Origin of the sequence: Candidatus Viadribacter manganicus (assembly GCF_001679665.1) — a bacterium.
Lineage (GTDB): Bacteria > Pseudomonadota > Alphaproteobacteria > Caulobacterales > Aquidulcibacteraceae > Vitreimonas > Vitreimonas manganica.
The window spans coordinates 2813260-2825398 of record NZ_CP013244.1 but is presented as its reverse complement, the minus strand read 5'-3'; the positions used below and the strand labels follow the sequence as shown (position 1 = coordinate 2825398).

At 60.9% G+C, this 12139-nt stretch carries 10 protein-coding genes; 5 read left to right on the top strand and 5 right to left on the bottom strand.

All coding sequences use genetic code 11. The annotated features are described in order from the left end of the window. Positions 1-27: 27 nt before the first annotated feature. From carB to ATE48_RS14375, 3 genes are read left to right on the top strand one after another with little or no spacing between them, the layout of a single operon-like run. Positions 28-3309, top strand: coding sequence for a carbamoyl-phosphate synthase large subunit (carB, locus tag ATE48_RS14385; protein ID WP_066772629.1), 3282 nt, complete (start codon positions 28-30; stop codon positions 3307-3309). Between the two features lie 57 nt (positions 3310-3366). Next, positions 3367-3840, top strand: a complete 474-nt coding sequence (gene greA / locus ATE48_RS14380; protein WP_083197371.1) for a transcription elongation factor GreA — start codon at positions 3367-3369, stop codon at positions 3838-3840. A gap of 23 nt (positions 3841-3863) precedes the next feature. After that, positions 3864-4871 carry a mitochondrial fission ELM1 family protein gene (locus ATE48_RS14375; protein WP_066772627.1) on the top strand — a complete coding sequence of 336 codons (1008 nt, stop codon included), beginning with the start codon at positions 3864-3866 and terminating at the stop codon, positions 4869-4871. Here ATE48_RS14375 and ATE48_RS14370 read toward each other — a convergent pair. Beyond that, on the bottom strand, positions 4868-5218 hold the full coding sequence (locus ATE48_RS14370; protein WP_156767783.1) for a response regulator: 351 nt from the start codon (positions 5216-5218) through the stop codon (positions 4868-4870). The two genes, ATE48_RS14375 and ATE48_RS14370, sit on opposite strands and share 4 nt — an antisense overlap. A 185-nt stretch (positions 5219-5403) precedes the next feature. On the opposite strand from ATE48_RS14370, the gene trxB reads away from it, so the two are divergent. Continuing rightward, a complete protein-coding gene (gene trxB, locus ATE48_RS14365; RefSeq protein WP_066772622.1) occupies positions 5404-6393 on the top strand; it encodes a thioredoxin-disulfide reductase in 990 nt (329 codons plus the stop codon). A 14-nt stretch (positions 6394-6407) separates the two neighbouring features. Here trxB and ATE48_RS14360 read toward each other — a convergent pair whose 3' ends face one another. Both ATE48_RS14360 and ATE48_RS14355 read right to left on the bottom strand, forming a co-directional pair. Beyond that, positions 6408-8222, bottom strand: coding sequence for a serine hydrolase domain-containing protein (locus tag ATE48_RS14360; RefSeq protein WP_083197369.1), 1815 nt, complete (start codon positions 8220-8222; stop codon positions 6408-6410). A 1-nt stretch (position 8223) separates the two neighbouring features. Beyond that, positions 8224-8886 carry a GntR family transcriptional regulator gene (locus tag ATE48_RS14355; RefSeq protein ID WP_066772617.1) on the bottom strand — a complete coding sequence of 221 codons (663 nt, stop codon included), beginning with the start codon at positions 8884-8886 and terminating at the stop codon, positions 8224-8226. Between the two features lie 155 nt (positions 8887-9041). Between ATE48_RS14355 and ATE48_RS14350 the strand changes: the two genes are divergently transcribed. Beyond that, entirely contained in the window at positions 9042-9932 is an 891-nt protein-coding gene (locus ATE48_RS14350) for a LysR family transcriptional regulator (RefSeq protein WP_066772616.1), read from the top strand. 19 nt (positions 9933-9951) lie between these two features. Here the strand turns inward: ATE48_RS14350 and ypfJ are convergent, their stop codons facing one another. Together ypfJ and ATE48_RS14340 are read right to left on the bottom strand one after the other, a co-directional pair. Beyond that, the gene (gene ypfJ, locus ATE48_RS14345) at positions 9952-10878 is read right to left on the bottom strand and encodes a KPN_02809 family neutral zinc metallopeptidase (RefSeq protein WP_066772614.1); all 927 of its coding nucleotides are present in this window, start codon (positions 10876-10878) and stop codon (positions 9952-9954) included. A 51-nt stretch (positions 10879-10929) separates the two neighbouring features. Next, a complete protein-coding gene (locus tag ATE48_RS14340) occupies positions 10930-12003 on the bottom strand; it encodes a PA0069 family radical SAM protein (RefSeq protein ID WP_066775158.1) in 1074 nt (357 codons plus the stop codon). Positions 12004-12139 lie beyond the last annotated feature (136 nt).

Here is a 12139-nt window from a genome sequence, read left to right as displayed (position 1 = left end):
TTAGCCGCATAAAGCGGGCGGAGACGCATGCCGAAACGTACAGACATCAACTCGATCCTGATCATTGGGGCCGGGCCGATCATTATCGGTCAGGCGTGCGAGTTCGATTATTCAGGCGTGCAAGCGGTAAAGGTGCTGAAGGCCGAGGGCTATCGCGTCATCCTCGTGAACTCGAACCCGGCAACGATCATGACCGATCCGGGCCTGGCGCACGCGACCTACATCGAACCGATCACGCCCGAGATGGTCGAGAAGATCATCGAGAAGGAAAAGCCAGACGCATTGTTGCCGACGATGGGCGGCCAAACGGCGTTGAACTGCGCGCTGACGCTTGAACGCACTGGCGTTCTTAAGAAACACGGCGTCGAGATGATCGGCGCCAATGCTGAGGTGATCGAGAAGGCCGAGCACCGGATGAAATTCCGAGATGCGATGGACAAGATCGGCCTCGAAAGCCCGCGCTCTCGTTTGTGCAACACAATGGACCAAGCGCTTGAGGCGCTTGAGCACGTGCAATTGCCGTCGATCATTCGCCCGTCGCTGACGCTCGGCGGACTTGGCGGCGGCGTCGCCTACAATCTCGAAGAGTTCAAAGAGATCGTCGAGCGTGGCCTCACAGCCTCGCCGATCACGGAAATCCTGGTCGAAGAAAGCATCATCGGCTGGAAAGAGTACGAGATGGAAGTCGTTCGCGATAAGGCGGACAATTGCATCATCATCTGCTCGATTGAAAATATCGATCCGATGGGCGTGCACACGGGCGATTCGATCACCGTAGCGCCGGCGCTGACGCTGACCGACCGCGAATACCAGATCATGCGCAACGCCAGCATTGCCGTGCTGCGCGAAATCGGCGTTGAGACTGGCGGCTCGAACGTTCAGTTCGCCGTGAACCCGCGCGACGGGCGCATGGTGGTCATCGAGATGAACCCACGCGTGTCGCGCTCCTCGGCGCTTGCGTCGAAGGCCACAGGCTTTCCGATCGCGAAAGTCGCGGCCAAGTGCGCCATCGGCTATACGCTCGACGAAATTGCCAATGACATCACCGACGGCGCGATGCCGGCGAGCTTCGAGCCGACGATCGACTATGTCGTCACCAAAATTCCGCGCTTTGCGTTCGAACGCTTCCAAGGTTGCGACACGACGCTGACGACCTCGATGAAATCCGTCGGCGAAGCAATGGCGATCGGCCGGACGTTCCAAGAATCTCTGCAAAAAGCGCTGCGATCGCTGGACACGGGCTTGAGCGGTTTGGACGAGATCCAAATCGAAGGCGCGTCAGACGAAGACAATGGTCGCGCCGCCGTACGCGCCCGCTTGGTGACGCCGAAGGCAGACCGCCTCTTGGCATGTGCAGAAGCGTTGCGCCGCGGATTAAGCGTCGAAGAAATCTGCGCCGCTTCGCACTTCGATCCGTGGTTCGTGCGTCAGATCGCGGAAATCATAACAAAAGAAGCTGAAATTCGGGCCGACGGATTACCGAAGGACGCCGCAACGTTCCGTGCGCTCAAAGCGCAAGGCTTCTCGGATGCACGCTTGGCGAAGCTCACGGGCCAACGCGAGCGCGACGTGCGCGCAGCGCGACGCAAACTAGGCGTTCGCCCGCAGTTCAAGCGTATCGACAGCTGCGCCGCCGAATTCCGCGCCTCAACGCCGTATATGTATTCGACCTACGAATTCCCGGCGTACGGCTCGGATGTCGCCGATTGTGAATCCGATCCATCGGATCGCAACAAGGTCATTATCCTCGGCGGCGGTCCGAACCGGATCGGCCAAGGCATCGAGTTCGACTATTGCTGCTGTCACGCCGCGTTCGCGTGCGCGGAGATCGGCGTCGAGTCGATCATGGTCAATTGTAACCCGGAAACTGTGTCGACCGATTACGACACGTCCGACCGCCTCTATTTCGAACCTTTAACCACCGAAGATGTTCTCGAAATCGTCGAGACTGAAAAATCGCGCGGCACAGTTCAGGGCCTCATCGTTCAGTTCGGCGGGCAAACGCCGCTGAAGCTGGCGCAACCGCTCGCTGACGAAGGCGCGCCAATCCTCGGCACCAGCGTCGATGCCATCGACCTGGCCGAAGATCGCGATCGCTTCCAAGCGCTACTCCGCAAGATCGGCCTGAAGCAGCCGGACAACACGATTGCGCCTTCGCTTGAAGCCGCACGCGCCGGCGCCGCGCGCATCGGCTATCCGGTGATGCTGCGCCCATCCTATGTGCTCGGCGGACTTGCCATGCAGATCGTGCACAATGAGGGCGAGCTTGAAGAATACGTGACGCGCATCACGCGCGCGCTCGGCGGGCCGTCTGAACTCGCCGTGTCCGAAAAGAAGCCGCTACTAGTGGATCGGTATCTGCGCGATGCGATTGAAGTCGATGTCGACGCCATTTGCGACGGCGAAGACGTTTTCGTCGCCGGCGTCATGGAGCACATCGAGGAGGCTGGCGTTCACTCCGGCGACAGCGCCTGCGCGCTGCCGCCCTATTCGCTCTCGAAGAAATTGATCGACGAGATCGAGACACAAACGAAGATGCTGGCTCTGGCGCTGGATGTGCGCGGCCTGATCAACATCCAGTTCGCAGTGAAGGACGACGAGATCTTCATTCTTGAAGCTAACCCGCGCGCTTCGCGCACCGCCCCGTTCGTCGCCAAGGCGATCAACCGCCCTATCGCGGCGGCGGCCGCAAAGGTGATGGCCGGCGTGAAGCTGAAAGACCTGAAGCTCGATCGGCCCTCGAAGAAGCACGTCGCGGTGAAGGAGGCTGTGTTCCCGTTCGCCCGCTTCCCTGGTGTTGACCCCGTGCTTGGCCCGGAGATGCGCTCGACCGGCGAGGTCATGGGCCTCGACGAAAGCTTCGTGGCGGCGTTCGCCAAGAGCCAGATCGCCTCGGGCATCAATCTTCCGGTCGAGGGCTGCTGCTTTATCTCGGTCAAGAATGCCGACAAGCCGGCGCTCGTGCCGGTGGCCAAGGACTTGATCGCGCTCGGCTTCAAGGTGATGGCGACCGGCGGCACCGCCGATTACCTCATCGAAAAAGGCATCGAAGTGCACAAGGTCAACAAGGTCGCCGAGGGCCGTCCCCACATCGTCGACGCTATGAAGAACGGCGAGGTCCAGCTGGTGTTCAACACCACCGAAGGCGCCCAATCATATCGGGACAGCTATTCGATCCGTCGCACAGCGCTGGTGCAAAACATTCCCTATTATACAACAGTCTCAGGGGCTCGCGCGGCCATCCAGGCCATCCGATTGCTCAAATCGGGGGCGCCACTAGGCGTTCGGGCGCTTCAGGCCTATGCTTGACGCCGGGCCGGATCGGACACAGATTTTCATTTCCTAGACGGACTTTTACACACCCCCATGGAAAAAATACCAATGACCGCCGAGGGTTACACCGCCCTCGACGCAGAGCTAAAGCGTCTTAAGACGGCAGAGCGCCCGGCGGTAATCCAGGCGATCGCGGAGGCGCGCGCCCACGGAGACCTCTCCGAGAACGCCGAGTACCATGCGGCGAAAGAGCGCCAGTCCTTCATTGAAGGCCGGGTTGCTGAACTCGAAGACAAGATCGCCCGGGCCCAGATCATCGATATATCGAAACTCTCGGGCAAACAGGTGAAGTTCGGCGCGACCGTGAACCTGCTGGACGAAGATTCCGGCGCGAAGGCCAAGTACAAGATCGTCGGCGAAGACGAATCCGACGTGAAGGGCGGCAAGATCTCCATCACCTCACCGATCGCGCGCGCGCTAATCGGCAAGGAAGAAGGCGATGTCGTCGAGGTCATGGCCCCCGGCGGACCGAAATCGTACGAAATCGTCAAAGTGAAATACCTCTGACACGAGCCGCGGAGCGAGGCTGAATGCGCAGCGCTGGCTATCAGCCCGCAGAGCCTCTTAGCGTCTGGATCGTGACGGACGGCCGCGCCGGTATCGAAGCGCAAGCGCTCGGACTGGCGGAGGCGATTGCGCGCCGCGCGCCGATCGCCGTGACGACCAAGCGCATACGGCTACGCACGCCGTGGAGTTGGCTGCCGCCCGGTTTCATACCGGCGGCCCAGGATGCGCTGACGATTGAATCTGACCCGATCAGCGCGCCATGGCCCGACATCTTCATCGGCTGCGGCCGCGCCTCGGTGCCGTTCGCGCTCGGCGTCCGCGCTTGGTCGAACGCCAAGACATTCGTCGTGCAGCTTCAGGATCCGCGCGTGAATCCGCGCGAGTTCGATGTCGTCATTCCACCACTGCATGACGAACTTGAAGGTCAAAACGTGCTGCCGATCGTTGGCGCATGCAATCGCATCACCTCCGAACGCCTCGAAAACGCGGTTTCACAATACAAATCTTCGCAACTGGAAGAGCTGCCCTCGCCGCGTTTTGCCATTCTCATCGGCGGAAAATCCAAGCGTCAGGACATTTCGCCTGCCCGCGCCCGCGAGATTTCAGATTCGCTCGCGGCCGTGCAGCGCGAAACCGGCGGTACATTGCTCGCCACGCTTTCACGCCGCACCAGCGACGCTGCGCGGATGCAGTTTCGAACGTGGCTGGCTCCGCACTGCGCCGTGTTTTACGAGAACGAAGGCGCAAACCCCTACCCGGCCATATTGGGCGTCGCAGACCACATCTTCGTCACCGCAGACAGCGTAAACATGGCGACGGAAGCCGCCGCGACGGGCAAGCCGGTGCACATCCTCGCAGTCGATGGCCAACTGGGTAAGCTGACCAAATTCCACCAGAGCTTGGCGCGGCGCGGCTGCGCGCGTCCGTTCAACGGCAGGCTCGAAACCTGGTCCTATCCGCCTTTGCTGGAGACCGATCGCGCCGCCGCCGCCGTGCTGACGGCATGGGCGGCAAAGCATCGCGCGAACTAAGCGAGCAGCTTTTCCAAGCCGGCTTTCAGATCCGCATCGCTGACGGGCTTTGTAAGTACGGGGGCGCTCGCGAGTTCGGGGGGAGCGTTTTTCACTTTGTCGTAGCCGGTGCAAAACGCCACGCGCACACCTTTAGCGTAAAGCGCGACAGCCAGCGGAACGCTGGAGGCGCCACCCGCCAAGCTTGCATCAAGCAAAGCGCCGTCCGGCTTCTCGCGCGCAAGCAGCGCCTCGGCCTCGGCAATCGAGTGCGCTGGCCCGAGAACCTCGTAGCCCATGTCTGCCAGCCGCTCGCCAAGTTCCATGGCGATCAGCATGTCATCCTCGACGACCAAAATTTTAGGCAAGCTCTCTCAGCCCCGTCCGCTTCCGATTAATTAGCCGTCCCCGCCGCCACCATAGCTGTGGAAAATTCTGGCGCAATTCTCACCGTCAGCGCCTGTTTACCGTGGTTCGTTTCCGATTCAGGCGCTTTCAGAGCCGCGTCCGGAACGCCATATTGAGCGCTCACGATTCCCAACATGAGCGCAGAATGACCTCTCCCGCCGCCCGCCACGCCCCTATCGTTATCATCGGTTCCGGCCCTGCCGGTTATACCGCCGCGATCTATGCGGCGCGGGCGCTACGCAAGCCGATGCTCATTGCGGGCCTGCAACCTGGCGGTCAGCTCACGATCACGACCGACGTCGAAAACTATCCAGGCTTCGCCGACACCATTCAGGGGCCGTGGTTGATGGAGCAGATGCGCGCGCAAGCAAAGCACGTCGGCACTGATCTCGTCGAAGACATCATTGTGAAGGCGGAGCTTGATCAGCGTCCGTTCAAACTCACCGGCGACAGCGGTCAGATCTATCTTGCCGACGCGGTGATCATCGCGACAGGGGCGCAAGCCAAATGGCTTGGGCTCGAAAGCGAACATAAGTTTCAAGGCTTCGGCGTCAGCGCCTGCGCGACCTGCGACGGCTTTTTCTATCGCGGCAAAGAAGTCGCTGTGATTGGCGGCGGCAATAGCGCGGTCGAAGAGGCGCTCTACCTCGCGCACCTCGCCAGCAAGGTAACGCTCATTCACCGCCGAGATTCACTGAAGGCCGAGAAGGTGCTGCAAGAGCGCCTATTCAATCACCCGAGTATCGAGGTGGTGTGGGATTCGGCGCTCGAAGACATCATTGGCACGGAAGACCCTAAGGGCGTCACCGGCATCGTGATCAAGAACGTGAAGACCGGCGTTCTTGAGGAACGCAAGCTCGACGGCGTCTTCGTCGCCATCGGCCACGCGCCGGCGACAGAGCTCTTCCAGGGCCAAGTGACAATGAAGGACAACGGCTACATCATCGTGAAGCCGGGCACGACTGAGACCAACATTCCAGGCGTGTTTGCCGCTGGCGACGTTGCCGACGACACCTATCGCCAAGCGGTTACGGCAGCCGGCCTGGGCTGCATGGCCGCGCTTGAAGCCGAGCGCTATCTCGCCGCAATCGAACTCGACCGCGCGCGCGCCGCCAAATCAGGTGCAGCCGCCTGACGGGTGGCGCGGCGCTAGTTCGTCATTGCCGGAATGATGACACCGCCGACGAACTGGTCGCGCCAGCGCGTCCAGATTCCGCCCTGCATGTAATTGGCGCCGGTGAACACGACGACGAGATCGTACTCCGGCACAACGATGAGTAATTGTCCGCCATTGCCGTTGGCTTCGTACTCCTCGACGACGCGATCACCAACGTGGACGCCAAAGCGGTGCCAGGCATATCCATCAACGCCGGGTGCGTAGAAGTTTTGGAATTCTTCTTCGCTGAGCCCGGTCGTCGTCGGCGAAATTTCGATGCGCGGTGAGGTCGAGCGCTCCACCCATTCACGGCTGACGATACGCCGGCCGCGCCATACGCCGCCATCGAGATACATCTGCCCGACCTTGAGCAAATCGCGCGGAAGCATGTGAGCGCCTCCACCAAGATAGCCTTCGCCGTTCGGCATCACGTTCCAATAATAGCGGCCGAACTGCAGAGGCCGCGCGATCGTACGATCAAACAATTCCGGCAACGATTGATGCGTCGCTGCGTTGAGCGCGCCGCCAACCAGATTGAGATTGGCGGAGCAGTACGCGTACCGCTCGCCCGGCTCGTGCGCTTGGGGAAGGTTGAGCGTGTACTGCCAAAAATTCGGGTTGCTCTGTGTCCAGAGACGCCCCTCATTGCCCGGCGAGTGCTCGTCATTGTCGTTGCACGCCAGACCCGAGGTATGGGTCAGCAAGTGCGCGATCGTCATGTTTTGCCTGCGTGGATCGGGATGTTCGAACGGTCCAAGCCCCGCCATCAATTCATAGACGCGTGTCTCCGGGGCAATCGGCGCACCACTTTCCATGGCCGCGCCAAGCATAATCGAAGCAAACGTCTTTCCGGCCGAGCGAATGTCGTGCGGCGTGTCACGCGTAAAACCGTGGAAATATTCCTCTAAAACCAAGCGCCCCCGATGCGCCACAAGCACGGAATGAATAAGGTTTGGGCGGCGCGCAGAGGGATCTGCATCGATGATCGACTGCACCATCGTTGTAAGCGCCGCCTCATCAAGGCCAACGCTACGCGCACGCGCCGTGCGCCAGCCATCACGAATTTGCGGGGGCCTACGGTACTCGTACATGGGTTCGCCGGATGGCCGTGGTGTGAAGTTGATCAGCTCCGCGGCGCTTGCACGGCGCCAATCGATTTCACTGCCGATGTCCGGCCAGAAAATGCGGATACGGTCCGGATCACGTAAACGGGCGCCGGTGCGGCGAACGTCTTGGCCATCGTCGAAACGCGCCAAAAACGTGATTGTCTCTCCGTCTTCGGTGACACGAAATTGCGAGGCGCCGCCGCGCGAATTGATTTCATGATTGCGGAACGCCGCCAGAAGATTGCCTTCAGCGTCCCGGAATATCCGCAGATACACGGTGAAGCGCCCGTCGAGTGGTTGAACATTGGCAAGCCAGGCATTGTGGCCGGAACTGCGGAGCACAAGCGGCGTTGCGAACGATTGTGACGCCGCCGTCGGATCGTCGCGTTCTTCAGCGTCACTGTTGGGCTGTATCCAGACGCCGCTCATTGCGCCACCGCGGCCAATTTCGGCGCGCAAGACACCGTTGACGCCGAACGCAAAGCGCAGGCTGCCGCCTTCGACACGCGCATCAGCGCTACGGCCAGCGAGCAAAGCGCGCCAAACATCGCCGTCGCGCGTGATCTGGGCGTCGCCGCGCAACGTCGGTGCGAATGTCCGCTCAACGATCCAAACGCCCTCCAGGTCGGAGTGAGCGACTTGCGCGACCGCGGATGAGCCCAACAACGCCAGACCCATCACGAGCGATTTCAGCAAATGCACTTTACGTCCCCTCTTTCCTCGCACGCTGCGTCAGCCACGCAACGATTGGTTCGCGTCCACTCTGCATGTTTCGCTTGAGCGCCAAGCACGCCGCATCGAGGTCCCCCGACTTCAAAGCGGCCATGATCTTCTCGTGATCGTCCATCGCAGCGACGACGTTTTCCTGCTCGCGCATCAGCGCCAGCTCATAGCGGCGCGTGCGGACGATGAAGTTCTGGATGAGATCGATCAGCACCTTGTTAGGGCAGTCCGCCAGCAACTCCATGTGCCATGCATCGTCGATCTCAATCGCGGCGGCGCCTTTCGCGGCGCGCAATTGCGTGTTGAGCTTTTCGAGACGCGCGATGCGTTTCGCCGATGGAACGCCCGCAAGCCGCAGCGCTTCAGGATCAAGCAGCGGGCGGATGTCATAGATCTGCTCGAACTCTTCGAGTGATAGCGGACGCACGAAATAGCCAAGGCGCGGGCGCACGGTCAGCGCACCCTCGCTCACCAAGCCACTCAACGCTTCGCGCAACGGCGTGCGGCTAACGCCAAGCTTGGCGGCCAAATGCACTTCATTGATGCGATCGCCGGGCGCGAGACGACCATCGACAATCATCGCGCGCACAGCGTCCGCCGCAGCCTCGCTGATGTTTGCGCGCTTGCTTAGTTCTAATTGCATACTGTATACAATATAGCTCAGGAGACGGCAAGGCAAGTGACAGCGTCAGCTTCCAAAATCCTTCGCATACAGCCCCTTCGCTATCGACCCGCGAGCCGAGCTATGCAATAATGCAAGTCAACGGGCCCCCGGGCGGGAGGCTTCGCGGGGCCTTCATGGACTGGGACAAGCTCAAGACCTTCCACTTCGCAGCCGAGACCGGCAGCCTCACGGCCGCCGCGGAGAAGTTGGGCGTCAGCCAATCATCGGTCAGCCGCCAGATCGCGGCGCTCGAGAGCGATATGGGCGTACCGCTGTTCCAGCGGCACGCGCGCGGCTTGTTGCTAACGGGCCCTGGCATGGCGCTCCGCGAGTTCACGCGCGAAATGGCGGGCGCTGCGGTCATTGCAGAATCGACGCTGAAGGACGCCCGCGAGAAGGTCATCGGTGATCTCAAAGTCACCGCACCGGTTGCGTTCGGTTCGACCTGGCTGGCGCCGCGTCTGGGCGCTTTCGCCGACACCTACCCCGAAACGCGCCTGCAAATCTTGCTCGATGACCGTGAGTACGATCTTCTGAAGCTCGAAGCAGAGTGCGCCATCCGGCTTTGGGCCGCGACACACGCCGATCTCATTCAACGCAAGCTGCTCGATGTGCGCGTCAGTCTCTATGCGTCAGCAAGCTATCTGCAGCGCCACGGTACGCCGAAGAAGGTCGAGGACCTCGATGAGCACCGCATCATCGCGTATCAGGCGGGCGTGCCGACGCCGATGCGCGAACTCGATTGGGCGCAGCGCGCCGGCCGCGAAGACGCAAAACCGCGACCGCCGCTGCTGGAGATCAACAACGTCTACGGCATGTTGCGCGCGGTTGAATCCGGCTTCGGCATCGCCAGCGTGCCTGACTACATGGCGCGCGAAAATCCGAACTTGGTGAAGGTGCTGCCTGACCTGCAGGGCCCAAGCTTCGAAGTGTATTTCATCTATCCGAGCGACCTTAAGCGCTCGAAACGCATCGCCGCGTTCCGCCAATTCCTGATCGATCAGGCGGCCAGCTGGGAGCCGTAAGCTCCCAGCTTTTGCATTCTTACAATTGGCCCGCCGGAACGTTGAAGGTGTCGCATTGGCGTGCATCGCCGCTGTCGAAACCACGGCGGAACCACGCCATGCGCTGGGCGCTGGATCCGTGTGTGAACTGGCTTTCGTTCTGATGGCCAAGCGCGTCATCGCCGATCGCGTGTGCAGCGTTCAGTGCTTCGCGCAGATCGGCCTCGTCGATCGCGAGATCGGCGCGCGCTGTATGACCCCACACACCAGCGAAGCAATCGGCCTGCAGCTCGACGCGCACTGAAGTCTGGTTTGCGGACTCGCCCTGCACCTGCACTTGTGTTGCACCGATGAGGTTCTGCACGTGGTGACCGACTTCGTGGGCGATGACGTAAGCTTGCGCGAAATCGCCCGGCGCGCGCAGGCGGCTTTCCATCACTTCATAGAAGCTCGGATCGACATATAGCTTGCGATCGCCAGGGCAGTAGAACGGACCCACATCGGAACTGGCGCTGCCGCAGCCATCCGTGCCGACGCCGCCCGAGTAAATCACCAAAGTCGGGTTCTGATAAGCGTCCGCCTGTTGGTTGTTGTAACGCGGCAGGCGGCCCTGTTGGAATTGTTGGGCCCAAACGTCTTCCGTCGAAGCGAGAATGACGCGCGAGAAGTCGCAAGCTTGGGTCGCGCCAGCTGAGCTATCGCAAACCGTGCCTTCGCCTTGGGTTGTTTGGGTCTGTCCAGGCACGCCGCCAAAGAGCGCGCCGAACACCATGTTTTTGATGCTGGGCGGAGCGAAGAAATAGATGCCGGCTAGAACGAGGCCGACAATCAGAATGCCGCGAAGACCAATGCGCCGCAAAATCGCGAAGAGCGCACCACCCGGCAGACCGCCACCGCCCATGCCGCCGCCACTACCGCGACCGCGATCTTCGAAATTGTCGGAACGGCGTTGGCCATCTGTGCGCATTAGTCGTCTCCTACCCTCGCGGCCCCTCTTAGCCCGCGCGCAGACGGGAGGCTACTCCGAGGAGAAAAGGTCGTTCTGATCTCCTGGTTCCAACGGCCGGCGAAACTGCGTGTGATCGAGCGCCAATCGAGGTTTGTCTAAGCCGAAGCGCCGGCATGCTGCCGCGAAGCGGTCGGCTATGAGCTTTGCGTACGGCCCCTCGCCTTTTTGGCGCTTGCCCCACTCGGGATCGTAGTCGCGGCCATTACGCATCTGGCGCACCAGCGCCATCACCCGCGTCGAGCGATCAGGAAAATGCGTCTGAAGCCATTCACAAAAGAGGTCCTTGATCTCCAACGGCAAGCGCAACACCACGTAACCTGCAGCACTCGCGCCGGCCTTGGCGCATTCTTCCAAGATTGCCTCGATCTCGCTGTCGTTAATCGCCGGCACTATCGGCGCGACCATCACCGTCACCGGCACGCCAGCTTCCGCAAGCACACGGATCGCTTCGATGCGCCGGTGAGGCGCCGCGGCGCGCGGCTCCATTGTGCGCGCGATGCGCCGCTCCAAGCTCGTTACGGAAATCGCCGCCTTTGCGAGCCCCCGCTCCGCCAACCGCGCCAGAATGTCGATATCGCGAATAACCAGCTGAGATTTGGTGATCAGCGCAACCGGATGGCGCCAGCGTTCCATCACTTCCAACAGGCCGCGCGTTATGCCGTAGTCGCGCTCAATCGGCTGATAGATGTCGGTGACGCCGCCGAGCATGATTGTTTTCGGTTTGTAGCTTGGCTTTGAAAATTCGCGCTCAAGCAATTCAACGGCGTTGGCTTTGACGAAGAGCTTGGTTTCAAAATCAATGCCCGGAGAAAGCCCGACGTAAGCGTGGTTCGGTCGTGCGTAGCAATAGATGCAACCGTGCTCGCATCCCCGGTACGGGTTGATCGACTGATCGAATGAAATGTCCGGGCTTTGGTTGGTCGAGATAATGGTCTTGGCGAGTTCCGGGGTGACGATGGTCTCCAACGGCTTTGCGCCATCCTCCCCGACCCAGCCATCGTCAAACGCTTCGCGGACGAAACGCTCGTATCGGCCGCTTGCATTCGTGCGCGCGCCCCGGCCATGCAGGGGATCTGTCTTCACGCATCGGACAATAGCCCCGAAATAAGAACAAATCAAGAACACATGATTTCCGAGATGCCAAAACAAAAGGCGCCGGTCTGGCCGGCGCCTTCAAACATCTGGGCTTGTCATATCGCTCTGCCTGGATCTTGCGCCC

Coding starts and splice junctions, on each gene's coding strand:
- trxB (WP_066772622.1), top strand. CDS start 5,404: ATGACCTCTCCCGCCGCCCGCCACGCCCCTATCGTTATCATCGGTTCC.
- ypfJ (WP_066772614.1), bottom strand. CDS start 10,878: ATGCGCACAGATGGCCAACGCCGTTCCGACAATTTCGAAGATCGCGGT.
- greA (WP_083197371.1), top strand. CDS start 3,367: ATGGAAAAAATACCAATGACCGCCGAGGGTTACACCGCCCTCGACGCA.
- ATE48_RS14355 (WP_066772617.1), bottom strand. CDS start 8,886: ATGCAATTAGAACTAAGCAAGCGCGCAAACATCAGCGAGGCTGCGGCG.
- ATE48_RS14375 (WP_066772627.1), top strand. CDS start 3,864: ATGCGCAGCGCTGGCTATCAGCCCGCAGAGCCTCTTAGCGTCTGGATC.
- carB (WP_066772629.1), top strand. CDS start 28: ATGCCGAAACGTACAGACATCAACTCGATCCTGATCATTGGGGCCGGG.
- ATE48_RS14350 (WP_066772616.1), top strand. CDS start 9,042: ATGGACTGGGACAAGCTCAAGACCTTCCACTTCGCAGCCGAGACCGGC.